The following is a 25,061-nucleotide window of genomic DNA, read 5'->3' as shown; positions in this document are numbered from 1 at the left end:
TATGCTCGGCAAAAGCAAGGAAAAAGCGATGATGACGATGGATACGCCACGCCAGAATCTCGGTATCAGCGCCTACAGCTGGCTCAAGCACGACATCATACGCGGCGTTTTCCAGCCGGGGGAGAAACTGCTGATGAGCCGGCTCAAGGAGCGCTACGGCCTGGGCATCGGCCCGCTGCGCGAGGCCCTGTCGCAGCTCGTCGCCGAACGCCTGGTCGTCGCCATCAGCCAGCGCGGTTATCGAGTCGCCCCCATGTCGCTGGCCGAACTCAACGATATTTACGATGCAAGAGCCCAACTCGAGGGGCTGATGCTCAAGCTTGCCATCGAGCGCGGCGACGATGCCTGGGAGGCCGAGATTCTAGCCAAGGCGCACACCCTCTCCAAGGTCATGGAAGTGAACTCCCCCGACGAGCTGCTCGACGTGTGGGATGCACGGCACAAGGCCTTTCATACGGCGATCGTGAGCGGCTGCCGCTCCCTCCACCTGCTGCAGGTGCGCGACAGCCTGTTCGACCAGGTCGAGCGCTACCGCCACCTGTGGCTGCGCGAGACGGTATTCTCCGAGGAAGCGCTGGAGCGCAAGCGCCAGGAGCATGCGGCGCTGGTCGAGGTGATCCTCGAGCGCCGCGCCGAGTGCGCTGCCGACATGATGCGCGAGCACCTGATGACGCCGGTGCCCATCATCACCGAGGTGATGACACGCCGCGGCCTGGCCTGAGGGCCGCGCCGCCATGACGCCCCCCCCTGGCGTCACCAAGTTGTCATGCCGTGTCGCCAGAATGAGTGATGACACGCCGAGCGCATCGGCTTATGTTGAAAGTAAACCAATGAGCCGGCCCGGTGACGCAGGGCCAAGGGGGGAGTGATGCCACATCTGCTACGGTTTTCCCGCGACGTCGAGTCTCGCCTCGAGCGACTCGCCCAGCGTACCGGCAAGAGCAAGGGGGAGCTGATCGAGAGCTGCCTTGCCGTGGGTATGCACGACCTCGAGGCCCAGTACCTGCTGGAAGAGGCCGTCAGCGCCCCGCTGCCGAACCAGCGCCCGGCGCTCGACCAGTTGCTGCGCGAGAGCGGGCTGGGCGCCTGAGCGTCCCGGTTCAACGCCAACGGCTCAGCGGAACGCCTCCAGGCAACGGCGGTAGGAAACCAACGCCCATTCACGGGAGGTTGCCACCAAGCCGACCTCCTTTCCCGGAAGGCACTGCGCCAGGCGTGCCGACGCCAGCGGCGTCAGCGCCCCCAGGCGTGGATAGCCGCCTATGGTCTGGCGATCGTTGAGCAGCACGATGGGTTGACCGTCCGGCGGTACCTGTACCGCTCCCAGCGGAATGCCCTCGGAAATCATGCTCCCCAGCCGGCAGTGCAGCTCAGGTCCCAGCAATCGAACGCCCATGCGGTCGGCACGAGTATCGATGCGCCAGGTCGCGTTGAACGCATGGTAAAGGCTCGCACCGGTGAAATGGCCGACCTGCGCACCGGGCACCAGCGCCAGCCGATTGCCACGCAGCGTGATCCCCTGGGCCGGGTCGAACGGCAGGCGACGCACCCTGGCCTGCTGCGGATTCCATGCCAGCCGGTCGCCGCCAGACAGCGCACTGCCGTCACCGCGATGCCCGCCCAGTTGCTCCCGCGGCGTGGCGCTGCGACTCCCCAGCACGACCGGCGTCGCCAGTCCGCCTGGCACGGCCAGGTAGGCACGTAGGCCATCGCGGGGCTGGTAGAAGCTCAGCCGCTGACCGGCCGAGACCGGAAAGGCCGTGCCGGGGGCAAGCGGCCGGTCGTCGAGTCGCGCATCGAGGTCGGCGCCCGCCAATGCCAGGGTGGCATCCTGTTCTACCTCCAGCATCAGGCCGCCGCCGAGCACGATCTCCAGCGCCGCGGCCTCCAACGCGTTGCCAAGCAGCCAATTGGCCCAGCGAAACGAGACCCAGTCGGCGGCCCCCCCCTGGGTTACGCCCAGGTGGCGTACGCCGAAGCGGCCGCCATCCACCACGAGCGCCAGGGGGCCCGCCTTCTCGACGCGCAGCAGCGCACGACTTTCATCACTCACGGGGCGGCCTCCAGCGGTGTGGCATCGCCACCTTGGCGTTCGAATTCAGCGCGGGAAACCGCCGTGAAACGCACCCGATCCCCCGGGAGCAGCAGCGGATCGCCGCGCCGCGCATGCTCGAACAGGGGCACGGCGGTGCGCCCCACGATGTTCCAGCCGCCCGGCGACAGCAGCGGATAGATCGCGGTCTGTCGATCGGCGATGCCCACGCTGCCGGCCGCCACCCGTCGGCGCGGGGTCTTCAGCCGCGGCGTGGCCAGGGCCTCCTCGACCATTCCCATGAAGCCGTAGCCTGGGGCGAAGCCAAGAGCGAAGACGTGATAGTCACGGCCACAGTGGCGCTGTACCACCTCCTCGATCGACAGCCCGCCGTGCTCGGCCACCCGCGCCAGCTCGGGCCCGACACTCGGGTCGTACCAGACCGCAATCTCGTGGCGCCGCCCCAGCCCGGCGTCAGCCGGTTCCAGGCGAGAAAGCACGGCCTCGATTCGCGCCAGTGCCTCGTCATGGGTCAGGCGCAGGCAATCGTAGTGCAGCATCAGCGTGGTGTAGGAAGGCACCAGGTCGATCAGGGTATCGCCGAAGGCATCGCGCAACGCCCGGTCGGCGGCCAAGAGCCACGCCATGTTCGCCTCGTCGATAGTGTCGAACAGGCGCACCATGAGCACGTCCATGGCCGTCAGTTCGATGCGCGTCTGCAGCGTCATGCCGATGCAAGCTCCCGGAAGGCCTCGCGGATCGCCCGTACCGCCGCCACCGACTCGGGGTTGTCGCCGTGCACGCAGAGCGTGTCACAGGGCAGCTTGAGCAGGGTGCCGTCGCTGGCCTCGAGCGGCTCGCCGCGGGCCAGGCTGACGGCCTGGGCCACGATGGTCGCCTGGTCGTGATGCACCGCTCCCGGCAGGCGGCGGGAGACCAGGTGTCCGTTGGCGTCATAGGCCCGGTCGGCGAAGGTCTCGAACCAGATCGCCACGTCCAGCTCTGCCGCGAGGCGCCGGCTCGGCTCCGGATCGGCCGTGGCCATCAGCATCAGCGGCAGGTTGGGGTCGAAGCTGCGCACCGCTCGCATCACCGCACGCAGCAGATCGGCGTCGCGTGCCATGTCGTTGTACAGCGCGCCATGCGGCTTGACGTAGCTGATACCCGTGCCCTCCGCCTGGCAGATGCCCGACAGCGCGCCGATCTGATACAGCACCAAGTCCTCGACCTCCTCGGGGGAACAGGCCATGGAGCGGCGTCCGAAACCCATCAGGTCGGGATAGGCCGGGTGAGCCCCGATCCTGACGCCATGCTCCACCGCGAGCCGCACCGTGCGGCGCATCACATGAGGGTCCGATGCATGAAAGCCGCAGGCGATGTTGGCGCAATCGACATGGGGCATCACGTCGCTGTCCAGCCCCAGTGAATAATTGCCGAAGCTCTCACCCATATCGCAATTGAGCAGCGGAACGAACATGATGCCTCCTGAACGTCGATGGCGATTGTTGTAGTGAATTTCACTATATTGATGGGGAGTTTTCATCGCCAATCGTTTTTTACGATACTCAATATCGGCATCACCTATCATATTGTTATTCAGAAGGAAAATGGTTGACGATACCTCTCTTGCGGATTATCAATGAAAAAGCGAGACCCTATAACTTCAACAAGAGGAGTCCCCTCATGGCGGTAAAAGATCCCTTCCATTTAGCCGTCCAAGTGCGTGATATCGACGAGGCGCGGCGCTTCTACGGCGATTTCCTCGGCTGCCCCGAGGGCCGTTCGTCGCAGAGCTGGGTCGATTTCGATCTCTACGGCCATCAGTTCGTCTGCCATCTCAACCCAGCGCTCAAGGACAGCCCGGTATCCAGCCACAAGAACCCAGTCGATGGCCACGGCGTACCGGTGCCGCATTTCGGCGTCGTGCTGGAAATGGAAGCCTGGGAAGCACTGGCACAGAAGCTGCGCGAGCACGGCGTGGCGTTCGAGATCGAACCCTATATCCGCTTCAAGGGCGAGCCCGGCGAACAGGCCACCATGTTCTTCTACGATCCTTCCGGCAATGCCCTGGAGTTCAAGGCGTTCAAGAATCGCGAAGAACAGCTGTTCAAGAAAGCCTGAGCGGTACCGGCATGCTCGATTTCAAAGAGTTGGAAGCGTTCGTCTGGGCAGTCAGACTGGGATCCTTCCGTAAGGCCGCGGATCGCCTGCACCTGACCCAGCCCTCGGTCTCCGAGCGGATCCTGCGGCTCGAGACGACCGTCGGCGAAACGCTGCTGGAGCGCTCGGCCAGGCCCATTCAGCCCACCATGCGCGGCCGTGAATTCTTCGTGCATGCCGAGGGTCTGCTGCGACAACGGGACGAGGCCCTGAGGCTGTTCGACGACAAGGAAACCTTCTCCGCCCCGCTGCGCCTCGGCGCCATCGAGACCATCGCGCACAGCTGGCTCACCGAGTTCATGCGCGGCCTGACGCAGCGCTATCCGCAACTCACCATCGAGCTCAGCGTCGATTATTCGCCGGCGCTCAACCAGCGGCTGGCCAGGAACGAACTCGACATCCTGCTGGCCATGAACGGCTATCTCGATCCCGAGCGCATCGAGCAGGTTTCACTGAGCCCCTACGAGATGGGCATGTTCGTCTCGCCGGACCATGTCGAGCTGCTGGCCGGCTGCAGCGACGACTGGCTCACCTGCCTGCCCTTCATCTCCTTCGGCAGGAAGGCCCGACCGTACGAGGAGCTGCTGGCTTACCTGGCCATGCAGGGAGTGGCATCGCCGCGCATCCATAGCGTGAGCACCTTGATGACCATCGCGCGCATGACCATGGAGGGGCTGGGGATCGGCGCCCTGCCTGTTGCCACCGTGCTCGACGAGTGGCGCAGCGGCAAGCTGTACCGCATCGAGCTGCCCCTGCCGCTGCCGGACATGCACTACGACGTGATCTGGCGCAGCGCCAACCACCCGCGCTTCTGTCGCAGCGTCGGGCTGTTGGCACAGCAGTGCGCCCAGCGCTATGCGCAGTCGCGCGTCGACGACATGGCACATAGCGATTTTTCCGGCCGTTGGGTGCGGCCGAAACGTCCCACCACACACCCACTGGCAACATGACAACAACCTGGTGATCCAACAAGAGAGAAAACCATGAACAAGCTTCTGTCCCGCTCCGTGCTGCTCGCGACCGCCTGCGGTATTTCCGCCGCCGCCGGCGCCGCCGAATGGACCATGGCCACGCCCTATGGCGATGCCAGCTTTCACACCAAGAACGTGAAACAGTTCGCCGAGGACGTGGCAGAAGCCACCGGCGGCGAGCTGACCATCAACGTTCACAGCGGCGGCTCGCTGGTCGCCCATGGCGAGATCAAGTCGTCGGTACGCCGCGGCACCATCGAGGCCGGCGAGGTCTTTCTCTCGACCCTTTCCAACGAGGATCCGATCTTCGAGGTCGACACCCTGCCGGGCGTGGCCGGCAGCTACGAGGAAGCCTTCGCGCTGTGGCAGGCGACCAAGCCTGTCATCACCGAACTGTTCGCCAACCAGGGGCTGATGCCGCTCTACGCCGTCGCCTGGCCGGCCCAGGGCATCTACACCGATTTCGAGCTCGACGACCCGGAGCGCTTCGAAGGCCTGCGCGTGCGTGCGCCGAACATCAATACCCAGCGCTTCGTCGACTATCTCGGCGGCAGCCCCACCGAGACCGAGGAGTCGGACATCCCCACCGCCTTCAGCACCGGCCGCGTGGACGCCATGATCACCTCCAGCTCCACCGGCAATGCGATGACGGCGTGGGATTACGTCTCGCATTACACCGATGCCAACCTGTGGCTGCCCAAGAATATCGTCTTCATCAGCCAGCGCGCCTTCGATCGCCTCGACGAAGCGACCCAGGAGGGGCTGCTGGAGGCGGCGGCCCGGGCCGAGGAGCGCGGCTGGCAGATGAGCCGCGACGACAACCAGGCGAGCCTCGAGGCGCTGCAGGAGAACGGCATCACCGTCTCGACGCCGAACGACGACGTGGCCGCCGCCCTCCAGGCCGCCGGCGACCAGCTGTTCTCCGCCTGGCAGGAGCGTGCCGACGAGCAGGCCCAGCAGGTACTCGAAGAGTACCAGCAGCAGCGCGGCAACTGAGCGAACGCCTTCATCCCCCGGCGTGGCGGGTGTCCGCCACGCTTCTCTCTGCTTGCCCGAGGCCTCTGCCATGAGATTCAAGTTCAACGCGCTGTACCGCCTGGGCGCCTGGGGCGCGGCCGCCTGCATGGTGGCGATCTGCGCCCTGGTCGCCCTCCAGGTCACCTTCCGCCTGGTCGACGCCCTGCTGGTGCTGGTGGGCATGCGCCGTCTCGGCCTGGGCATCACCGGCCTGTCGGAGATCGCCGCCTACCTGCTGGTGGGGGCCACCTTCCTCGGCCTCGCCTATACCTTCGTCCACCATGCGCACATCCGGGTCACGTTGCTGATCGGCCGGTTGCCGTCCGCGGCGCGCGCCTGGTTCGAGGTGTTCTGCCTGCTGGTGGCGCTCGCCATCAGCCTTCTGCTGGGCTACGGCCTGGTGGAACTCGCTCGCGAGAGCCGCGCGTTCCATGACGTCTCCTCGGGTTTCCTGTCGATCCCGCTGTGGATTCCCCAGACGGTGCTGGCCACCGGCGTCGGCCTGCTCTGCCTGGCGCTGGCCGAGGCCCTGGCCATCACGCTGCGCATAGCCATCCGTGAACCGCACCGCTTCCGTGAGGCGACCGCCACCGACGACACCGAAACGCCATGAACCTCGCCTCAACCACACGGAGACACCCCTCGTGCTGATACTCAGCCTGGCTACCATCGCCACCCTGGCCATCCTGCTCGGCAGCGGGGTGTGGATCGCCTTCGCCCTGATCGGTACCGCCTGGATCGTGCTGGCCTTCTTCAGTTCCTTCGACCCGGGTCCGATTCTCGCCTCCGACTTCTGGGGCGCCAGCTATGGCTGGGACCTGACCGCCCTGCCGATGTTCATCTGGATGGGCGAGATCCTGTTCCGCTCGGGGCTTGCCGACAACATGTTCCGCGGCCTTTCGCCCTGGCTGAACCGCATGCCCGGGCGGCTGCTGCATACCAACATCCTTGGCAGCGGCATGTTCGCCGCCGTGTGCGGCTCCTCGGCCGCTACCTGCGCCACGGTGGGCAAGATGACCCTGCCCGAGCTGGAGCGTCGCGGCTATGACGCCAACATGGCCATCGGCACCCTGGCCAGCGCTTCCACGCTGGGCCTGCTGATCCCGCCCTCGATCGTGCTGATCGTCTACGGCGTGGTCACCGAGCAGTCGATCTCGCGGCTGTTCATGGCCGGTATCGGCCCGGGGCTGATGATCCTGGCCCTGTTCATGACGTACCTCGTTGCCTGGTCGCTGCTCCGGGGCAATCGCCGCGGTCTCACCGGCCAGGACGAGTCCGGCCTGCCGCTGGCCAGGAAGCTGCGCCAGACGCTGGAACTCGTGCCGATCCTGCTGCTGATCGGCGGCATCATCGTGTCGATCTACGGCGGGCTGGCCTCGCCCACCGAAGCCGCTGCGGTCGGCGTGGTACTGTCGATGGTGATCGCCCGCTGGAACGGCAGCTTCGGCCTTGCCGTGTTCCGCGAATCGCTGTTCGCTGCCATCCGCACGGCCTGCATGATCGCCTTCATTATCGCCGGCGCCTCGTTCCTGACCTCCGCCATGGGGTTCACCCAGGTGCCCATGCAGCTGGCTCGGGCCATCGGCGAGATGGGCCTGTCGCCGACCATGCTGCTGGTGGCACTGACCCTGCTGTTGCTGGTGATGGGCTGCTTTCTCGACGGTATCTCGCTGATCCTGCTGGTGACCGCCATCATCATGCCGCTGGTCAGTGCCGCCGGCTTCGACCTGATCTGGTTCGGCATCTACCTGGTGATCGTGGTCGAAATGTCGCAGATCACCCCGCCGGTGGGCTTCAACCTGTTCGTCATCCAGGGCCTGACGGGCAAGGACATCGTGACCATTACCAAGGCCACGCTGCCCTTCTTCCTGCTGATGCTGCTGGCGATCGCGCTGATGCACCTGTTCCCCGAGGTCGCGCTCTACCTGCCGCAGAGCATGACCCGCTAGCACGCTAGGCCTTGGCGTCGCCGTCCCGCGCCTCCTCACGCGGGTTGCGCGGATAGTAGCGCTCCGGCTGGCGCTCGACATGGGCAAAGAAGCGCGTGTCCTTGTAGGGCATCTTCATGAAGCCCGACACCCCCAGCCCCTCGATCAGCCCGACGGCATCGAGAATGTCGTCGAGCCGGTCGCGGAACTCGGCCTCGCGGGAAGGATCGAGCAGACGGTAGTAGCTGTGTATCTTGAGGTGCTGGGGCAATGCCTCGAAGATGATCATGCCGGTGTGATGGATCTCGTTGAGCGCCTCCAGCGAGGTGATGATCGTTTCCGGCAGGACCAGGAACTCCTCGGGATCGGGGCCGTCCTCGAAGTAGCTGTGCAGCCGGCTGCGGTCCTCGAGTTCCGGCACCGCGCTGACTTCGTAGCGCAGCCGCATGCCGGGCTCGATCACGAACGGGTGCGCCGGGCTCTCGCGGTCCAGGTGCAGGGTGTCGCGGGCATTGAACAGGCAGCTCTTGAAGATGCCCTGGCGATAGATGGCCCGGGCCAGGTTGACCATGTTGTTGACCGCCGCGACGAACGCCGGCTTGAGCGTCGAGTCGTGTAGGTTGAGCGAGGTATCGATGTAGACGCCGTCGGCTTCCCAGCGCACGGCGAGACCACCCACCACCGGATACTTGCCCAGCCGGCTCACCGCCGCCAGGAAGGCCTTCTCGGTCTCGCCCATGCCCTGCATGAAGTTCTTGTAGTAACGGTCGAGCTGGACGTCGTTGACGTCGTTGAGCGTCTCGCGACCGCCCTCCTCGCGCAGGAACGCCTTGCGCGAGCTGTAGACCACGGTATCGATCTCCCGCGTCGAAGGCCTGACCCAGGTTGGCACCAGCGGCGTCTCAGGCGCTTCCGGCAGGTCGATCATCACCACCCGCGCCAGGCGCGGCATCTCGCGAATGAAGTGATCGCCGGCGCGCAGCCGCACCCGCGGGTCGGGGTCCAGCATACCGTCGAGCATGCGCGCAAATTCCATGGGCAAGCCCAGCGAGGTGGCCGGGATGGCGCGGTGGCCGAAGCGGCACGACTGGGCCGAGGCCAGCGCGTAGAGCGTGCCCGCGGTGCCCTGCTCGTCGAAGCGCGGCGAAGAGAGCGCCCCGTTCAACTGCTCCTCGCCGATGAAGTAGACATCGCCCAGGCGCGCATTGGTCTGCTGCAGGTTATCCGACATCAGCTCCATGACGTTGGCCGTCACGAACTGCTGGCCGGCGTCGAGCTGGGCGAACACCGACGAGCCCCAGTCGATCAGCGCCACCGCCTCGCGGCGCGCGTCGAAGACCAGGTTCGAGGGCTTGATGTCGCCATGCACGACGGGGCGCCCCGCCGGCCCCGACTCGCGGCGCAGGCTGCGCAGGATGTCGGCGAGCTGGTCGGCGATACGCACCACGAGGCGCGGCGACAGGCGCCCTTCGCGCAGCGAGACCTCCTCCAGGTTGATACCCGGCGCCCGCTGCATCACCAGGATCGACTGGTTGCGCACGCGCTGGAAGGCGATCAGCCTCGGCACCCGGGGGTGATCGACCTGCTCCAGCATGAACGCCTCCTCCTCGAGGCGATCCTGCAGCTGCTGGGGCAGGTTGACCCGGGTGAACTTGAACACGTACTCCTCATCGTGGGCGGTGGTCCCGGCGAAGACGAAGCCGTAGGCGCCCTTGCCAATCAGTTCGATGTCGCGGTAGCCCAGTTGCCCTAGCTGGGCCTGGCACAGCGCCACCCACTCCTTCAGCTTGCGCGCATCGTCGTGGCTGAGCAGGTAGATCGACTGCTCTTCGGGAATGTAGAACTGCTGCAGCGGCGCCTGGGACATGTGGAATTGCCCATCGAAAGGGAGCCGCCGCGGGCACGCTCGCCCGGACGGCTCTGCCGGACTAACCGAGATGCAGGAGCATGGTCTCGGGGCTCTCTAGGTAGCCCTTCCAGGCGTTGCAGAAGCGCGCGATGGTGCCGCCATCGATCACCCGGTGGTCCCCCGCCCAGGCCACCGTCATGATCGCCCGCCTCACCACCTCGCCGCGGTCGTCGAAGCGCGGTAGCCACTGGCTCTTGCCGATGGCGACGATGGCCAGCTCCGGCGCGTTGATGATCGGCGCCGCATAGGTGCCGCCGAAGGCGCCGATGTTGGAGATGCTGATGGTGCCGCCCTTCAGGTCCTCCTGGGCCACCCGCCCTTCGCGCGCATCGGCGGTGAGGCGCTGGATCTCGCGCGCCACCTCGAGCACGCTGCGCTGCTCCACCTGCTTGACGTTGGGCACGATCAGGCCGGACTGACTGTCCACCGCCATGCCGACGTTGACCGACGGCAGGTAGTGGATCTCGGTCACTTCGGCGTTGAGCCGGGCATTGAGGATCGGCTCCTCGCGCACCGCCAGCGCCAGCGCCTTCATGAAGAACGGCATCAGCGTCAGGCGCACCTGCTGTGTCTCGGCCACCGGCTTGAGTCGCTCGCGCAGCGCCAGCAGCTCGGTGACGTCAACCTCCTCGCCGTACTGGAAGTGCGGGATGGTGCTGGCCGACTCGACCATGCGCCGCGCCATCACCGCACGCACGCCGCGAATCGGCTCGACCCGCACTTCGCCTTGCGGCTCCCGCGGCGCCGTTCCCTGCTGAGATGCCTCGCGGCGAGCGGGCGGGGTGACGCCCCGTGCGGGTCTCGCTTCACCCCGCTCGACCTGGCCGTGTTCCGGCTGTTCGTCCTCGAGGTAGCGCAGCACGTCCTGCTTGAGCACGCGACCATCCTTGCCCGAACCGGCTATCGCCTCGAGCGACAGGCCGTGCTCGCGCACCAGGCGCCGCACCGCGGGGCTGGCCGGAATGCGGCCGTAGGGGCCGCGGCCGCCGCTGGCCGCAGGTTCCACGCTCTCCCTGCGCCCAGGCGTTTGCGGCACGTCGGGTTCGGTACGAGACGCTGCGGCGCTCACGAGCTCTTCGCTCTCCCCGGCATGGGCCGGCACATAGGCGAACAGCGGCGCGTGCACCTTGGCGACCTCGCCCTTGGGCACGTAGAGCTTGCTCACCGTGCCCGCCTCGGGCGCTGTGATCTCGACCAGCGCCTTGTCGGTCATCACGTCGACCAGCGGCTGGTCCTCCTCGATCGCCTCGCCCTCGGCCACGCGCCACTCCACCACTTCGCATTCGACGATGCCCTCGCCGATATCGGGCAGAATGAAATCCTTGGGCTTGGCACCCGCCGACGTAGTGGTGGCGGCAGGCGACGATGACGCCGCGGGCGGCGGCGCTTCCGCCGCCGGGCTCGCCACTTCATCCTCGTCGCGCGCGGCGGGACCCGGCGGCTCGACCCCCCCACTGCTCTCGCCCCCTTCGCCATGCGCCTCGTAGGCGAACAGCGGGGCGTGGACCTTGGCGATCTCGCCCTTCGCCACGTACAGCTTGGTGACGCGCCCCGCCTCCGGGGCGGTGATCTCGACCAGCGCCTTGTCGGTCATGACCTCGACCACCGGCTGGTCCTCGGCAATCTCGTCGCCCTCGCTCACGCGCCATTCGACTACTTCGCACTCCACGATACCTTCGCCGATATCGGGCAGCATGAAATCGCTCATCGTTCTCTCCTGTCCTGATATCGGGCGTCAGAACGCCACGGATGCCTTGATCGCTTCGAAGATCTTGAGATGGTCGGGCAGATACTCCTTCTCCAGCGTCAGCGGGAAAGGCGTGTCCAGCCCGGTCACGCGTTCGATGGGCGATTCCAGGTACAGGAAGCAGCGCTCCTGGATGGTGGCGGCGATCTCACCGGCGAACCCGCCGGTACGCGGCGCCTCGTGGGTGATCACCAACCGGCCGGTCTTGAGCACCGATTCGACCACGGTGTCCTCGTCCCAGGGCAGGATGCTGCGCAGGTCGATCACCTCGCAGGAGACACCCTCCTTCTCGGCCAGCTCCACGGCGCGCTCGATCACTTCCATCTGCGCACCCCAGCCCAATACGGTGACGTCGCTGCCCTCCTTGGTCACCTCCGCCTCGCCGATGGGCAGCTGATAATCCTCCTCGGGCACCTCGCCCACCGCGGCACGGTAGAGCCGCTTGGGCTCGAAGAACAGTACCGGGTCGGGATCGCGAATCGCCGACAGCAGCAGCCCCTTGGCCTGGTACGGGTTGCGTGGCACCACCACCTTCAGCCCGGGCGTGTGGGCGAAGTAGGCTTCAGGCGACTGGGAATGATAGTGGCCGCCGGAGATGCCGCCGCCGTAGGGGGTGCGAATGGTCAGGCCGCCGACGTTGAACAGGTCGCCCGAACGATAGCGAAACTTGGCCGTTTCGTTGACGATCTGGTCGAAGGCCGGAAAGATGTAGTCGGCGAACTGGATCTCGGCCACCGGCACCGAACCCTGGGCCGCCAGGCCGTTGGCGAAGCCGATGATCCCCTGTTCCACCAGCGGCGTGTTGAAGCAGCGATCGCGGCCGTACTTCTCCTGCAGATGGCTGGTGGCGCGGAAGACCCCGCCGAATACCCCCACGTCCTCGCCGAAGCAGAGCACCTTGTCGTCCTCGGCCATGGCGATGTCCAGCGCGTTGTTGATCGCCTGCAGCATGTTCATCCTGGGCATGTCAGGCTCCCCCCTGCTCGTCGCCGGCCTTGTGTTCACCGCCCGGCGCCTTGACGTCGGGGTCGAGCGATCTTGCCCCCTTCGGATAGGCGTCGGGGTGCTTGCGGATATGGGTCTTGAGCGCGTCGAGCTGACGCTGCAGCGCCGGCGTGACGTCGGCGTAGACATCCGTGACCAGGCTCTCCAGCGGCGGCGGCGGGCGCTTCTCGGCACGCTTCATGGTTTCGAGGACCTCACGGCGCAGGCTGTCCTGCAGCTCCTTCTCGCGTTCTTCGCTCCACCAGCCGCGCTCGATGAGCCAGCGCTGCATGCGCAGGATCGGGTCCTTCTCGCGCCACGCCTCCTCTTCCTTGCGTGAGCGGTAGCCGGAGGGATCGTCGGACGACGAATGCGCGGCCAGGCGGTAGGTCATGGCCTCGATCAGCACCGGCTGGTTCATCTCCACGGCGAGCTTGCGCGCTTCCTGGGTGGCGCGGTAGACCGCCAGCACATCGTTACCGTCGACGCGGATCACGTGCATGCGGTAGCCGAAGGCGCGTGGGGCGATGCCGTCGGCGGCGAACTGCTCGCTGGAGGGGGTCGAGATGGCATAGCCGTTGTTGCGGCAGAAGAAGATCACCGGCACCTTGTGCACCGAAGCCATGTTGAGCGCGGCATGGAAATCCCCTTCGGAGGCCGCCCCCTCGCCGAAGAAGGTGATGGTGCAGTGGCCCTCGCCGGCCAGTTTTTGGCCGTAGGCGTAGCCGGTGGCCTGGGGAATCTGGGTCGCCAGCGGCGACGAAATGGTCATGTAGTGCAGCTTGCGCGAGCCGTAGTGGATCGGCATCTGCCGGCCCTTGCCGTAGTCGAGCTCGTTGCCGAACAGCTGGTTCATGAACTCGTCGTAGCTGAAGCCACGATAGACCAGGGCCCCCTGCTCGCGGTACTGGGCCATGATCATGTCGGCATCGTCGAGCGCTGCGGTGGCGCCGATCACCGCTGCCTCCTCGCCGGTGCACTGCATGTAGAACGACAGCCGCCCCTGGCGCTGCGCCGCCATCATCCGCTCATCCAGTACCCGTGTGATGAGCATGGCGCGGTAGATCTTGAGCGCTTTGTCCTCGTCGAGCTCGGGCGCCTCGGCGCCCTCGAACAGCGTGCCGTCCTGCTGCAACAGGCGGAAGGTAGGAATGTGGAACTCGTCGCCGGTCATGAAGCTCGGCGCGTAAACGTCGTGTGTTGTTGTCATCTTCCTGATCCTTGGGTAATGGCAGGAGGAATACCGCCCCTCGTGAGGGCAGTGTTGTCTCTAATGTAGCCGTCTGCCAGAGGGTCACTCCAGCAGGCCGCCAACGCTGGATAGGTTGACGTTAACGTAAGATGAATCCTGCCGCATCCCTTTTTACTGCTTCATAGTACAATGGTATAGGCATTCGACTACCTCACGCCAAGTACACAACATTATCGTCCAGTCATGACCTCAACGCCGTGAAGTGGCGACGCCGCAGCCGCCGCGCCGCGATCCGCCCCATGACCGCCAGGCTGTCGCCGTCCGCAGACCAGCGTGAAAAACCTCGTGCCTTTCCCTTGCTGCGCCTTGCCATCCCTACTAGAAAGGGAGGGGCGTGCCGAAACGAGCACCCCATCCTCACGCGCTCCCGCACGTGACAACACACTGGTCCACCCCGGGCAGCGGAGCCTGCCCGTGGACAGTCGACAGGGAGTATTCGCATGACTCGCCACCTCGACGCCGCCTCGTCAAACGCCCTCGAGGCCCATCGCACCCCGGCAGAGCAGGCCGCAGCGCATGCCGCCTTGTTTCGCCCCGATCCCACGCTCATCCCTGAACTTCGCTCGGAGCTCGATGCCCTCCTGACACGGCAGCAGGACGACTATGCCGGCCTGACCCGAATGCAGCAGGCGACCGCCCTGTTCGACGACTTGCATGAACAGCCCCTCACGCAGGAGCTTGAAGCCGCCCTGGCGGCACTACGCGAGGGCCCCGCGGGCCAGCTGGTGCGACGCTTCAACGAGGCGATCGCCCCCAGTGCCCCGCCACCCGCAGGCGAGGAGGACGGCGACGAAGAACGCCCCGTGGAAACCGTCACCCTGGGCGATACCGAGGAGGACGCGTCGTACGACGACATGGGCGACGCGGCCCTGGCACTGAGCCTGAGCGCCGACGAACGGAACGAGGAGTACCACGGCGTCTTCCGCTTCGACGGCAGCGGCCCGGCGACGATCGACACCTTCCTGTCGGAGGATCCGAACCCCGACTACGATTCGCCCAGCGGCACCTATCACCTTCTCAACAGCGAGACGTTGAGTCTGCAAGTGGCCGATGAGACCGGTTTCAGCGGCAGCCTCCATGCCGATGCGGCGCAGACGCTGGAGGTGGATGCGACCGGCTGGTTGAACGATGCCACGCTGCACGGCGCCAGCCTGACCGAAGCCACCTTCGACATGGACATGGTGAGCCGCTACGAGGGCGACGACGCCCATGGCGGTACTTACCATGCGATGGACATCGATGCCGAGAGCCTGGATCGACTGACGATCCAGGGCGATGCCCGCTTCCACCTCACCTCCATCGGCGAGTCTGAGGCCCTGCGGCGCGTGGATGCTGACACTGATGGCGAGTTCCTGCTCTCGGGTTTCGAGCTCGACCATCTGGAAGAAGCCAAACTAAGCGGCGGCGGCCGGGTCGTCTTCTATGCGGACGAGGCCAGCACACAGGCCGAATCGGTTCGCATCGACGCGGCAGAACTCAGCGGCGACGTCTTACCCATTCCGCCCGGCGAGGACACCTTGAACGCCAGCATCGGCGCCTTTGACGGCCCGACACGAGGCACGGCCGAGATCATCGGCTCGCAGGAGGGCCAGAACACTCTCGCTGTCAGCGGGCGCGACCTTTCCTACACCGGGGGCGAAGGCACCGACCTCCTGAACTACGCTGGCGCTGGGGAGCTGGACGACATGGCCGCTTTCCATATCCAGGCCCCCAGTGCCAGCGTCCACTTCACCGACGTGGCGGCAGACGGAGAGCTGGCGCTCGATGAAGGTCTTGTCCGGGCTAGCGGTGACAGCCTAGTGCAGACCGAGGCGTTCCTGGCGCTGACCGGCGACATGTTGCACCCCGAGAGTAGCAACGGCGAAGCCACCATCGAGGCGAACGGCGAGGTGGCGCTGGATCCCTTCCGCCCCTCCCACATCGAGCCGGAAGCCTACAACAGCGCCTACTTCGCACGCGAAACCGGCGACAGCCACTGGTCGGTCGACGAGGAGGGTCGCTTCGACGGCCGCTTCGACTTCGACGCCAGCGTGACCAATGCCGAGGACGAGACCCTGGATGGCCTGCTGTTCGAGGACGACGAGGGCGACCTCTTCTACGTGCTGGATACCGATACCGCCCCCGGCATCGAGGCGGGAGCGGATGCCTTTCGCATCGGCGAGGTGGGTGACGGCTGGGCCGATGGCGGCGACGTGCAGAGCGCTGCCGAGGTCGACGCCGTCATCGATGATCGCGCCCTGGCGCTGCTGGGCGTGGGTGAGACGACGCTGACCGAGCATGGCGAACTGGCCTGAGGCGCATTGGGAAGGCGCCTGCCGCGCGCGGCGCTAGCCGCGACGCAGCAGGCGTTCGAAGCCGCTGTCCACCGCCAGCGCCAGCAGCCCGATCAGCACGGCACCCTGTACGATGTAGGCCGTATTGCCGTTGACGATTCCGGTGATGATGGGATCGCCTAGGTTGCTCGCTCCCACCGTGGCGCCCAGTGCCGCGGTGGCGATGTTGATGGTCACCGAGGTGCGGATACCGGCAAGAATGACCGGCGCCGCCAGCGGCAGCTCGACCTGGCGCAGCACCTGCCCCGCGGTCATGCCCATGCCGCGCGCCGCCTCGTGCACCTCGGCAGGGATGCCGCCGATGCCGGCCAGGGTGTTGCGCACGATCGGCAGCAGGCCGTACAGCAGCAGCGCGACGATGATCGGCAGGGTGCCGAAACCGAGCACCGGCACGGCCAGCGCCAGCACGGCCACCGGGGGGAAGGTCTGGCCGATGGAGGCCAGCTGCGATACCAGCGGCAGGAAGTCACGGCCGGCGGGTCGCGTGACGGCGATCGCGGCCCCCACCCCCAGCACCACCGCCAGCAACGAGGCGACACCCACCACCAGGATGTGCTGACCCAGCAGCGCGAAGAAGCCCGATCGGCGATAGACCACGGCGCGCACGTCGGGCTCGATCAGGCGAAACAGCCACTCGAGCTGCCCCATCCCGGCCGACAGCAGCAGCAGCAGCGCGAGCCAGGCGAGCGGCGTCAGCCAGCGGCGCGACCTGGCCAGCGGCGTGATGCGGCGGGCGTCGTGGGCCGTCGACTTCATGACGCCCTGGCCCCGAGCAGACGACGCAGCGACAGCTCGCCGATGGGAATGTCCTCCTCGTCGACCACCGTCAGGCGATCCACCTGATGCCACAACATGACCGACAGCGCCTGGCTCAGCGACGCCCCGTAGGCAATCCGCTCGCTGGCCAGCAGCCGGGGCCCCAGCGGCAGCATGCGTTCGCCGACCTTGATCAGTGCCGCCTCCTTGAGGCCGCGATCCATGCCGCCCAGCAGCGACTCGACGAAGGCATTGGCCGGATCGTGCAGCAGCTCGATCGGCCCGCCCTGCTGCACGATCCGGCCCTGATGCATGACCACCAGACGGTCGGCCAGCGACAACGCCTCGTCCATGTCATGGGTGACGAAGACGATGGTCTTGTGTAGCCGCGCCTGAAGCTCGCGCAGCTCCTGCTGCAAGGTCTCGCGGGTGATCGGGTCCAGCGCGCCGAACGGCTCGTCCATCAGCAGGATATCGGGATCCGCCGCCAGCGCCCGGGCCACGCCGACGCGCTGCGCCTGGCCGCCGGAGAGCTGGCGCGGGTACTTGTCGGCAAACTCGGCCACCGGCAGTCCCAGCAGCCGCATCAGCTCCTCGACTCGCTCGCGCACTCGCGCCCTGGGCCACTTGAGCAGGCGCGGCACCAGGCCGATGTTGCGCGCCACCGTCCAGTGGGGAAACAGACCGGTGCTCTGGATGACGTAGCCGATGCGCCGGCGCAGGGTCACCTCGTCGAAACTGCGCACCGGCTGGCCATCCAGGTGGATCTCACCGCCATCGTGCTCGATCAGGCGATTGATCATGCGCAGCGTGGTCGATTTGCCGCAGCCCGAGGTGCCGACCAGGACACACAGCTCGCCCTTCTCGATTCGCAGCGTGATGCCATCCACGGCGGTCTCGTCGCCGAAGCGCTTGGTCACGTCGAACAGTTCGATCATGCGGCCCCTCCCGGTCGCAGGCATTCACTCAGGGAACCGAACAGCGCATCGGCCAGCAGCGCCAGGGCGATGATCGGCAAGGCGCCGAGCAGCACCATGTCCATGGCCGCCTGCCCCAGCCCCTGGAAGATGAAGGTCCCGAGCCCCCCCGCGCCGATCAGTGCCGCCACCGCCGTGAGCCCGATCGCCTGCACGGTGGTGATACGCAGACCCTCGAGTACCACCGGCAGCGCCAGCGGCAGGCGCACCTGCAGGAACACCTGCCGCCGGCTCATGCCCATGCCGTGTGCCGACTCGATCACCGCGGGGTCCACCTCCTCCAGCGCCACGTGAATGTTGCGCACCATCGGCAGCAGGCTGTAGCCGAGCAGGGCCAGGAACGCCGGCGCCCAGCCGATGCCGCCGACGCCGAGCGCCGCGAGCCAGTCGAAACGCGCGCCGAGCCAGGCCAGCGGTGCCAGCAGCAGACCGAACAGCGCCAGGCTGGGTATGGTCTGCAGGAAGTTGAGCACGCCGAACCCCACCCGGCGTACCCCGGCATGTCGGCGCATGGCCAGGACCAGCAGCACGGCCAGTATCAGGCTGGCGGCGACCGCCGCGCCCACCAGCATCAGATGCGTGCCCAGGGCGCCGATAAACTGGTCACTGCGGGCCTGGTACTCGCGCAGCAGCGCCAGCGGCTCGAGCCATAGTGCCAGCGCCACCCACCAGCCCGCGATCACCGGTATCTGGAGCAGCCAAGCCGTCGCCCGCGACAGCCCGAGCCGCGTGCGCAGCTCGATCAGCGCCAGCAGCAGCAGAAACAGCAGCAGCCAGAGGGAGGCACCGATGGCGACACGCGCCTGGGGCATGTCGGGCGTGACCAGCACGGCCGTTGCCGCCGAGAGCCACAGCGGCAGCAGCGTCAGCAGTGCCACCACGGTGGCCAGCGACAGCCGCAGCCCCTTGTCGTGCGGCCGCCAGGCGAGGACCGCGACGGCGAGCATCGGCACGGCCAGCAGTAGCGCCGGCCAGCCGTTCATGACGTCCAGCGCCGAATGCGGCGTGCCGGGCACGATCCGGTTGGCTGCCAGGCTCACCGCATCGAGGGTGAGCCACGCCGCCGCGGCGCACAGCATCAGGCTCAGCAGGACCCAGTTGGGGGATGGTCTGCCCTCAGCCACGCTCAGTCCTGCAGCCCGGCCAGATACTCCTCGGCGACCTGGCGCGGGTCGAGGCCCTCCACCGCCACCCGGCCATTGAGATCCTGCAGCGTCTCGAGATCCAGCGACCGGAACAGCGGTTCGAGCAGTTCGGCAATCTGCGGATGGGCATCGAGCACTTCCTGGCGCACCACCGGGGCCGGCTGGTAGACCGGCTGCACGCCCAGCGTATCCTCCAGCACCACCAGGTCGAGGGCATTGAGCCCGCCGTCGGTGCCGTAGGTCATGGCGCCGTTCACGCCGCTGGTCTGCTGGGCGGCAGCGCGCATGGTGGCTGCGGTGTTGCCGCCGGAAAGCACCAGCAGCTGATCGGCGCTCAGTTCGAAGCCATAGGCCTCCTGGAACGCCGGCAGCGCCTGCTCCGACTCGACGAACTCCGCGCTGGCGGCGAACTTGAACTCCCCGCCTTCATCCAGATATTCGGCGAGATCCTCTAGGGTTTCGAGGCCATGCTCGCGGGCCAAGTCGCCGCGCACGCTCATCGCCCAGGTGTTGTTGGCCTGCGCCGGCGTCAGCCATACCAGCCCATTCTCGGCATCCCGCTCGCGCACCGTTTCAAAGGCCCGTGCCGCATCGTGCCAGACGTCGCTGTCGGCCATGTCGAAGAAGAAGGCGCCATTGCCGGTGTACTCGGGATAGAGGTCGATCTCGCCGCTCATCAAGGCCTGGCGCACGATATTGGTGGCGCCGAGCTGCAGCCTGTCCTCGGTCTCGATACCGCCCTGCTGCAGGCGCTGAATGATCAACTGGCCCAGTACCGAGCCTTCCGTATCGATCTTGGAAGCGACCGTCACCGGTTCGTTGGCCTGCACGCCGGCAGCGAGCAGCAGGGAAGAGGCGGCTAGCGCCGCCAGACCGGACAAGGAGCGTTTCATGTCACCACCATCCGTTGTGAATGTCAGTAGAGTATAAGGCGTGTACAGTTTGACTGTCAGACCCCGATCTCAACGCGGAACCACAGGCCCACCATGTCCGAGGACGATGCCGCCCTGCTCGCCCGATGTCATCACCCGCTGGTGCGCGACCTGGCGTGGATCGTGCTGGCGCCCGACCTGATCCGCACCCCCTGGCCGGGGCGCCCCAGCCGTGCGGACCTGGGCCTGGCGGGCGATGATCGCCTGGGCGACTGGCTCGATGAATGCGAAGCCAACCCCCAGGCATTGGAGCGCCGGGTGGGCAATACGGTCGACGGTCGCATGGGTCACTACCACGAGCGGCTGTGGCAGTACCTGCTCGACGCCGCACCGGGCACTCGCCTGCTCGCCAGCAACCTGAGGATACATGAGGGCAAGCGCACCCTGGGTGAACTCGACCTGCTCTATCGGCGACTCGACGACCCGACGCCGGTGCATCTCGAGGTGGCCATCAAGTTCTACCTCGGCTTGCCCGCAGGACCGGGGCCGGACAATGGCCAGGCGCGCTGGATCGGCCCCGGCGGCGCCGACAGCCTGGCCACCAAGCGTGAGCATCTCGACCGCCATCAGCTGCGCCTGACGGAGCGAGTCGAAACGCGCACGACGATTCGCCAGCACACCCACCCGCGCGACCTCGGCCCTTCCCGAGAGGTCGTCATCCGGCGCCAGCTGGCGATACCGGGCGTGCTCTTCTACCCCTGGCAGGCGCCCATGCCGGCGCCACTCGAGGCGGCAACCGCCCACCTGCGCGGCCATTGGCTCCGCTGGGGCGACTGGCCGCGCCTGCGCGACGGCCTGGCCCGCGACACGCGCTCGGCCTGGCTGGTCAAGCCCCACTGGCTGGCGCTGCCGCGGGACGAGGCGTTCGTGCCACTGCGCGACGTCGAAGCACGCCTGGCGCAGCACTTCTCCCGCCCTGCCGCACCGGTGCAGATAGCGCTGCTCGGCCCCCTCGCTCGCGGGCGCCGTCATCAACGCCTGTTCATCGTGGACGACAGCTGGCCGCTGCAGATACCGCTGCCCCCTCGGCCGCCTGCCTGACCCGGACACGACTGCGCCCGGCCGAAGCCGGGCGCAGAGACCTTGAAGCTCCGTTAGGGTTTCGGCGACTCGAAGACCCAGCTCGTCCCCTCCCGGGAATCCTTGAGCACGATGCCGAGTGCCGCCAGCTCATCGCGGATGGCATCGGCGGCAGCGAAGTCCCTGGCCTGCTTGGCCTCGGCCCGTTGGGCGATGCGCGCCTCGATCTCCTCTTCGCTCAACGGCAGTGCCGCCTGGCCGCCCTTGAGGAAACGGGCTGGCTCCTGGCCGAACAGCCCCAGCACCCCGCCCAGGCGACGCAGCTCGGCGGCCAGGGGGGCAGCCTCGCCGGGCGCTTCCGCCTTGGCGCGATTCAGTTCTCGGGCCAGCTCGAACAGCACCGAGAGGGCCTCGGCCGTGTTGAAGTCGTCGTCCATGGCGGCGCTGAAGCGCTCGTCGAAGCGGCTATCGACCTCGCCCCTCGCGCCCCCGACATCCTGGAGCGCGATACCGTCGAGAGCGGTGTAGAAACGCTCCAGCGACTTGCGCGCCTCGGCCAGCGACTCGGGGGCGTAGTTGATCGGGCTGCGGTAGTGGCTGGCCACCAGCAGGTAGCGCACCACCTCCGGATCGTGAACCTCGAGCACCTCGCGGATGGTGAAGAAATTGCCCAGCGATTTGGACATCTTCTCCTGGTTCACCCGTACCGCCCCGGCGTGCATCCAGGTGTTGACGTAGGGCTTGCCGGTGGCCGCCTCGGACTGGGCGATCTCGTTCTCGTGATGCGGGAAGGTCAGGTCCGGCCCGCCGCCGTGGATGTCGAACGTCTCACCCAGGCAGCAGGTCGACATCGCCGAACACTCGATGTGCCAACCGGGGCGCCCCTCGCCCCAGGGCGAAGGCCAGCTCGCCTCACCCGGCTTGGCCGCCTTCCACAGCACGAAGTCGAGCGGATCCTCCTTGTGTTCGTCGACCTCGACCCGGGCGCCGGCGCGCATCTCGTCCGGCTTGCGGTTGTTGAGCTTGCCGTAGCCCTCGAACTTGCGCACCCGGTAGTAGACATCGCCGTTGTCGGCCGGGTAGGCATAGCCCTTGGTGATCAGGGTCTCGACCATGGCGATGATCTCGGGCACGTGCCCGGTGGCACGCGGCTCGTGATCCGGACGCAGCACGCCGAGGCGCGTCTCGTCCTCGTGCATGGCAGCGATCATGCGCTCGGTCAACGCCGTGATGCTCTCGCCGTTCTCGTCTGCGCGCTTGAGAATCTTGTCGTCGATGTCGGTGATGTTGCGCACGTAGGTGACATCGTAGCCACGCCAGCGCAGGTAGCGGGTGACCACATCGAAGGCCACCATCACCCGCGCATGGCCCAGGTGGCAGTAGTCATAGACGGTCATGCCGCAGACGTACATGCGCACCTTGCCCGGCTCGATCGGACTGAACGTCTCCTTGCGCCGCGTCAGCGTGTTGTAGATCTGCATGTCAGCCCTTCTTCTGTATCTTCGCCCAGCTGTCCTTCAGCCCAACGGTACGGTTGAACACCAGTTTGCCGTCGCGACAGGCGTGGCGGTCGGCACAGAAGTAGCCCACGCGCTCGAACTGGAAGCGCGACTCGGGTGACGCCTCGGCCAGGCTGGGCTCGCCCATGGCCTGACAGACCTTGAGCGACTCGGGGTTGAGATGCTCGAGGAAATCGGCGTCCTTGTCCTTGTCGGGCTGCTCGACCAGGAACAGGTTGTCGTAGAGGCGTACCTCCATGGGCACCGCATGGGTCGCGCTGACCCAGTGGATCACACCCTTGACCTTGCGCCCTTCCGGGTTCTTGCCCAGGGTGTCGAAATCCACCGAGCAGCGCAGCTCCTCGATCCCGCCAGCGGCGTCCTTGACCACCTCGTCGCAACGGATCACGTAGGAGTTGCGCAGGCGCACCTCCTGCCCCGGCGCCAGGCGGAAGAACTTCTTGGGTGGCTCCTCCATGAAGTCGTCGCGGTCGATGTAGAGTTCGCGGGTGAACGGCACCCGGCGCAGGCTCATGTCCTCCCGGGCGGGATGTCCCGGCACCTCGTAGACTTCCTCGTGGTCCTCGGCCACGTTGGTCAGCACCACCTTGAGCGGGTTGAGCACGCACATGGCGCGCGGCGCGTTGTCCTCGAGGTCCGAACGGATGGCGTGGTAGAGCATGGCGATGTCGACCAGCCCGCCGTCGGCGCGGGTCACGCCGATCATCTCGCAGAACTTGCGGATCGAGGCCGGGGTGTAGCCGCGCCGACGCATGCCCGAGATGGTCGGCATGCGCGGGTCGTCCCAGCCGTCGACGATACCCTCGTCCACCAGCAGCTTGAGCTTGCGCTTGGAGGTCAGGGTGTAATTCATGTTGAGCCGGGCGAACTCGATCTGACGCGGCTTGGCCGGCACCGGCAGGTTGTCGAGGAACCACTCATAGAGCGGACGGTGGTCCTCGAACTCCAGGGTGCAGATGGAGTGGGTCACCCCCTCGATGGCATCGGACTGGCCGTGGGCGAAATCGTAGGAGGGGTAGATCTTCCACTTGTCGCCGGTCTGGTGGTGATGGGCATGGCGAATACGGTAGAGGATCGGGTCGCGCAGGTTGATGTTGGGCGAGGCCATGTCGATCTTGGCCCTCAGCACCCGCTCCCCTTCGTTGAACTCGCCGGCGCGCATGCGCTCGAGCAGGTCGAGATTCTCCTCCACGCTGCGCTCGCGCCACGGGCTGGGGCGCCCCGGTTCGGTCAGGGTGCCGCGGTACTCACGCATTTCGTCGGGGGAGAGATCGTCAACGTAGGCCTTGCCCTCGCGAACCAGGTGCTGCGCCCAGGCATAGAGCTGATCGAAATAGTCGGACGCATAGCGTACCGAACCGGCCCACTCGAAGCCGAGCCAGCTGACGTCCGCCTTGATGGCATCGATGTAGGCCTGCTCCTCCTTGGCCGGGTTGGTGTCGTCGAAGCGCAGGTGACAGTCTCCGCCGAACTGCTCGGCCAGCCCGAAATTCAGACAGATCGACTTGGCGTGTCCCACGTGCAGGAAACCGTTGGGTTCCGGCGGGAAACGGGTCACGACCTTGTCGGCACGGCCGGCCTGGATCTCGTCGCGGATCTGGTTGCGGATGAAATTCGGCGCACTGGCGTTTTCGCTGCTCATGTCGTTGCGGCAAACCTCTGGTTGGGTCGCGAATCGGGAAGGGGCCTCGGTATCGATGGGCCCGGTGCGCTTCGCGCATCGATGCAAAACCGCTATTATAACGCCACGCCCATGCACGGCGCCAAGGCGCGCTCCCTCTGACAGGAAAACTTCGATGATCATTCTCGAGACCAGCTTCGGCGACATCACCGTCGCCCTGAATCACGACCAGGCGCCCAAGACCGCGGCCAACTTCGAACAGTACGTTCGCGAAGGGCACTACGACGGTACCCTCTTCCACCGCGTGATTCCCGGATTCATGATCCAGGGCGGCGGCTTCGACCAGGACTTCAACCAGAAGCCCACCCATGACCCAATCGAGAACGAGGCCGACAACGGCCTGAAGAACCTGACCGGCACCCTGGCCATGGCCCGCACCCAGGATCCGCACTCCGCCACCGCGCAGTTCTTCATCAACGTGGCCGACAACGACTTCCTCAACCATAGCGGCAAGTCGATCCAGGGGTGGGGCTACTGCGTATTCGGCGAAGTCGTCGAAGGCATGGACGTGGTGGGACGCATCACCGCCGTGGACACCACGCGCCGCGGCATGCATGCCGACGTCCCCGCCGAGGACGTGATCATCAAGCGCGCCTACGTCAAGGACGAGGCCAGCGACAGCTGATCGCCCTCTTCCGGCACGCCCACCGCAGGGCGTGCCTTTCGTTTCCCTTCCGTTCGCCCGAGCCAGCGAGAC

Annotated in this window: 23 protein-coding genes; 10 read left to right on the top strand and 13 right to left on the bottom strand. The window is 66.5% G+C overall.

The window, feature by feature from the left end; all coding sequences use genetic code 11:
- The first annotated feature begins 31 nt into the window (after positions 1-31).
- Positions 32-721 carry a DNA-binding transcriptional regulator CsiR gene (csiR, locus tag I4484_RS10565; protein ID WP_197451001.1) on the top strand — a complete coding sequence of 230 codons (690 nt, stop codon included), beginning with the start codon at positions 32-34 and terminating at the stop codon, positions 719-721.
- A gap of 147 nt (positions 722-868) precedes the next feature.
- Positions 869-1,090, top strand: a complete 222-nt coding sequence (locus tag I4484_RS10560) for a hypothetical protein (RefSeq protein WP_197447271.1) — start codon at positions 869-871, stop codon at positions 1,088-1,090.
- A gap of 24 nt (positions 1,091-1,114) precedes the next feature.
- On the opposite strand, the gene I4484_RS10555 is transcribed toward I4484_RS10560, so the two are convergent.
- From I4484_RS10555 to I4484_RS10545, 3 genes are read right to left on the bottom strand one after another with little or no spacing between them, the layout of a single operon-like run.
- The gene (locus tag I4484_RS10555) at positions 1,115-2,053 is read right to left on the bottom strand and encodes a biotin-dependent carboxyltransferase family protein (protein ID WP_197447270.1); all 939 of its coding nucleotides are present in this window, start codon (positions 2,051-2,053) and stop codon (positions 1,115-1,117) included.
- Complete coding sequence (gene pxpB, locus I4484_RS10550) at positions 2,050-2,754, bottom strand: 5-oxoprolinase subunit PxpB (protein WP_197451000.1); 705 nt, start codon at positions 2,752-2,754, stop codon at positions 2,050-2,052. The genes I4484_RS10555 and pxpB overlap by 4 nt, the downstream gene beginning before the upstream one ends.
- Positions 2,755-2,756: 2 nt before the next feature.
- Complete coding sequence (locus I4484_RS10545; protein ID WP_197447269.1) at positions 2,757-3,509, bottom strand: 5-oxoprolinase subunit PxpA; 753 nt, start codon at positions 3,507-3,509, stop codon at positions 2,757-2,759.
- Between the two features lie 206 nt (positions 3,510-3,715).
- On the opposite strand from I4484_RS10545, the gene I4484_RS10540 reads away from it, so the two are divergent.
- The 5 genes from I4484_RS10540 (at position 3,716) to I4484_RS10520 (ending at position 8,129) form a co-directional block, all read left to right on the top strand.
- Complete coding sequence (locus I4484_RS10540; protein WP_197447268.1) at positions 3,716-4,153, top strand: VOC family protein; 438 nt, start codon at positions 3,716-3,718, stop codon at positions 4,151-4,153.
- Positions 4,154-4,164: 11 nt separating this feature from the next.
- Entirely contained in the window at positions 4,165-5,142 is a 978-nt protein-coding gene (locus I4484_RS10535) for a LysR family transcriptional regulator (protein ID WP_197447267.1), read from the top strand.
- 33 nt (positions 5,143-5,175) lie between these two features.
- On the top strand, positions 5,176-6,159 hold the full coding sequence (locus tag I4484_RS10530) for a TRAP transporter substrate-binding protein (protein ID WP_197447266.1): 984 nt from the start codon (positions 5,176-5,178) through the stop codon (positions 6,157-6,159).
- 70 nt (positions 6,160-6,229) lie between these two features.
- Entirely contained in the window at positions 6,230-6,793 is a 564-nt protein-coding gene (locus tag I4484_RS10525; RefSeq protein WP_197447265.1) for a TRAP transporter small permease, read from the top strand.
- Between the two features lie 31 nt (positions 6,794-6,824).
- Positions 6,825-8,129 carry a TRAP transporter large permease gene (locus I4484_RS10520; RefSeq protein WP_197447264.1) on the top strand — a complete coding sequence of 435 codons (1,305 nt, stop codon included), beginning with the start codon at positions 6,825-6,827 and terminating at the stop codon, positions 8,127-8,129.
- A gap of 4 nt (positions 8,130-8,133) precedes the next feature.
- Here I4484_RS10520 and I4484_RS10515 read toward each other — a convergent pair whose 3' ends face one another.
- The 4 genes from I4484_RS10515 to I4484_RS10500 all read right to left on the bottom strand — a co-directional run bounded on the left by I4484_RS10515 (position 8,134) and on the right by I4484_RS10500 (position 13,958).
- Positions 8,134-9,975: a protein kinase gene (locus tag I4484_RS10515; RefSeq protein ID WP_197447263.1), complete on the bottom strand. Its 1,842-nt coding sequence runs from the start codon at positions 9,973-9,975 to the stop codon at positions 8,134-8,136.
- A 61-nt stretch (positions 9,976-10,036) separates the two neighbouring features.
- On the bottom strand, positions 10,037-11,725 hold the full coding sequence (locus tag I4484_RS10510) for a dihydrolipoyllysine-residue acetyltransferase (RefSeq protein ID WP_197447262.1): 1,689 nt from the start codon (positions 11,723-11,725) through the stop codon (positions 10,037-10,039).
- 27 nt (positions 11,726-11,752) lie between these two features.
- Positions 11,753-12,730, bottom strand: a complete 978-nt coding sequence (locus I4484_RS10505) for an alpha-ketoacid dehydrogenase subunit beta (protein WP_197447261.1) — start codon at positions 12,728-12,730, stop codon at positions 11,753-11,755.
- Position 12,731: 1 nt separating this feature from the next.
- Positions 12,732-13,958, bottom strand: a complete 1,227-nt coding sequence (locus I4484_RS10500; protein ID WP_197447260.1) for a thiamine pyrophosphate-dependent dehydrogenase E1 component subunit alpha — start codon at positions 13,956-13,958, stop codon at positions 12,732-12,734.
- Between the two features lie 482 nt (positions 13,959-14,440).
- On the opposite strand from I4484_RS10500, the gene I4484_RS10495 reads away from it, so the two are divergent.
- Positions 14,441-16,294, top strand: coding sequence for a hypothetical protein (locus I4484_RS10495; protein ID WP_197447259.1), 1,854 nt, complete (start codon positions 14,441-14,443; stop codon positions 16,292-16,294).
- Between the two features lie 33 nt (positions 16,295-16,327).
- On the opposite strand, the gene I4484_RS10490 is transcribed toward I4484_RS10495, so the two are convergent.
- Genes I4484_RS10490 through I4484_RS10475 form a run of 4 tightly spaced genes read right to left on the bottom strand, consistent with a single transcriptional unit; the run spans position 16,328 to position 20,104 of the window.
- On the bottom strand, positions 16,328-17,089 hold the full coding sequence (locus I4484_RS10490) for an ABC transporter permease (protein WP_197447258.1): 762 nt from the start codon (positions 17,087-17,089) through the stop codon (positions 16,328-16,330).
- The gene (locus I4484_RS10485) at positions 17,086-18,027 is read right to left on the bottom strand and encodes an ABC transporter ATP-binding protein (protein WP_197447257.1); all 942 of its coding nucleotides are present in this window, start codon (positions 18,025-18,027) and stop codon (positions 17,086-17,088) included. The genes I4484_RS10490 and I4484_RS10485 overlap by 4 nt, the downstream gene beginning before the upstream one ends.
- Entirely contained in the window at positions 18,024-19,190 is a 1,167-nt protein-coding gene (locus tag I4484_RS10480) for an ABC transporter permease (protein WP_234283493.1), read from the bottom strand. The genes I4484_RS10485 and I4484_RS10480 overlap by 4 nt, the downstream gene beginning before the upstream one ends.
- Before the next feature lie 2 nt (positions 19,191-19,192).
- Complete coding sequence (locus tag I4484_RS10475; protein WP_197447256.1) at positions 19,193-20,104, bottom strand: ABC transporter substrate-binding protein; 912 nt, start codon at positions 20,102-20,104, stop codon at positions 19,193-19,195.
- 93 nt (positions 20,105-20,197) lie between these two features.
- Between I4484_RS10475 and I4484_RS10470 the strand changes: the two genes are divergently transcribed.
- Complete coding sequence (locus tag I4484_RS10470) at positions 20,198-21,184, top strand: DUF1853 family protein (RefSeq protein ID WP_197447255.1); 987 nt, start codon at positions 20,198-20,200, stop codon at positions 21,182-21,184.
- 53 nt (positions 21,185-21,237) lie between these two features.
- On the opposite strand, the gene cysS is transcribed toward I4484_RS10470, so the two are convergent.
- Positions 21,238-22,644 carry a cysteine--tRNA ligase gene (gene cysS, locus I4484_RS10465; RefSeq protein ID WP_197447254.1) on the bottom strand — a complete coding sequence of 469 codons (1,407 nt, stop codon included), beginning with the start codon at positions 22,642-22,644 and terminating at the stop codon, positions 21,238-21,240.
- Position 22,645: 1 nt separating this feature from the next.
- The gene (locus tag I4484_RS10460) at positions 22,646-24,325 is read right to left on the bottom strand and encodes a glutamine--tRNA ligase/YqeY domain fusion protein (protein WP_197447253.1); all 1,680 of its coding nucleotides are present in this window, start codon (positions 24,323-24,325) and stop codon (positions 22,646-22,648) included.
- A gap of 154 nt (positions 24,326-24,479) precedes the next feature.
- Here I4484_RS10460 and I4484_RS10455 point away from each other — a divergent pair, with 154 nt between their 5' ends.
- Positions 24,480-24,989 carry a peptidylprolyl isomerase gene (locus I4484_RS10455; protein WP_197447252.1) on the top strand — a complete coding sequence of 170 codons (510 nt, stop codon included), beginning with the start codon at positions 24,480-24,482 and terminating at the stop codon, positions 24,987-24,989.
- Positions 24,990-25,061 lie beyond the last annotated feature (72 nt).

The organism is Halomonas sp. SS10-MC5, assembly GCF_015992245.1.
In the GTDB taxonomy this organism is placed as follows: Bacteria; Pseudomonadota; Gammaproteobacteria; order Pseudomonadales; family Halomonadaceae; genus Halomonas; species Halomonas sulfidoxydans.
Note: the sequence above shows the minus strand (reverse complement) of the source record. Positions and strands in the feature narration are given on the sequence as shown.

What these genes read in the sequence shown, in the direction of transcription:
- I4484_RS10490 (WP_197447258.1), bottom strand. Translation starts at nt 17,089, where the DNA reads ATGAAGTCGACGGCCCACGACGCCCGCCGCATCACGCCGCTGGCCAGG.
- I4484_RS10560 (WP_197447271.1), top strand. Translation starts at nt 869, where the DNA reads ATGCCACATCTGCTACGGTTTTCCCGCGACGTCGAGTCTCGCCTCGAG.
- I4484_RS10500 (WP_197447260.1), bottom strand. Translation starts at nt 13,958, where the DNA reads ATGACAACAACACACGACGTTTACGCGCCGAGCTTCATGACCGGCGAC.
- I4484_RS10475 (WP_197447256.1), bottom strand. Translation starts at nt 20,104, where the DNA reads ATGAAACGCTCCTTGTCCGGTCTGGCGGCGCTAGCCGCCTCTTCCCTG.
- I4484_RS10535 (WP_197447267.1), top strand. Translation starts at nt 4,165, where the DNA reads ATGCTCGATTTCAAAGAGTTGGAAGCGTTCGTCTGGGCAGTCAGACTG.
- I4484_RS10485 (WP_197447257.1), bottom strand. Translation starts at nt 18,027, where the DNA reads ATGATCGAACTGTTCGACGTGACCAAGCGCTTCGGCGACGAGACCGCC.
- I4484_RS10540 (WP_197447268.1), top strand. Translation starts at nt 3,716, where the DNA reads ATGGCGGTAAAAGATCCCTTCCATTTAGCCGTCCAAGTGCGTGATATC.
- I4484_RS10470 (WP_197447255.1), top strand. Translation starts at nt 20,198, where the DNA reads ATGTCCGAGGACGATGCCGCCCTGCTCGCCCGATGTCATCACCCGCTG.
- I4484_RS10545 (WP_197447269.1), bottom strand. Translation starts at nt 3,509, where the DNA reads ATGTTCGTTCCGCTGCTCAATTGCGATATGGGTGAGAGCTTCGGCAAT.
- I4484_RS10505 (WP_197447261.1), bottom strand. Translation starts at nt 12,730, where the DNA reads ATGCCCAGGATGAACATGCTGCAGGCGATCAACAACGCGCTGGACATC.
- I4484_RS10515 (WP_197447263.1), bottom strand. Translation starts at nt 9,975, where the DNA reads ATGTCCCAGGCGCCGCTGCAGCAGTTCTACATTCCCGAAGAGCAGTCG.
- csiR (WP_197451001.1), top strand. Translation starts at nt 32, where the DNA reads ATGACGATGGATACGCCACGCCAGAATCTCGGTATCAGCGCCTACAGC.
- I4484_RS10530 (WP_197447266.1), top strand. Translation starts at nt 5,176, where the DNA reads ATGAACAAGCTTCTGTCCCGCTCCGTGCTGCTCGCGACCGCCTGCGGT.
- I4484_RS10460 (WP_197447253.1), bottom strand. Translation starts at nt 24,325, where the DNA reads ATGAGCAGCGAAAACGCCAGTGCGCCGAATTTCATCCGCAACCAGATC.
- I4484_RS10455 (WP_197447252.1), top strand. Translation starts at nt 24,480, where the DNA reads ATGATCATTCTCGAGACCAGCTTCGGCGACATCACCGTCGCCCTGAAT.
- I4484_RS10495 (WP_197447259.1), top strand. Translation starts at nt 14,441, where the DNA reads ATGACTCGCCACCTCGACGCCGCCTCGTCAAACGCCCTCGAGGCCCAT.
- I4484_RS10525 (WP_197447265.1), top strand. Translation starts at nt 6,230, where the DNA reads ATGAGATTCAAGTTCAACGCGCTGTACCGCCTGGGCGCCTGGGGCGCG.
- cysS (WP_197447254.1), bottom strand. Translation starts at nt 22,644, where the DNA reads ATGCAGATCTACAACACGCTGACGCGGCGCAAGGAGACGTTCAGTCCG.
- I4484_RS10510 (WP_197447262.1), bottom strand. Translation starts at nt 11,725, where the DNA reads ATGAGCGATTTCATGCTGCCCGATATCGGCGAAGGTATCGTGGAGTGC.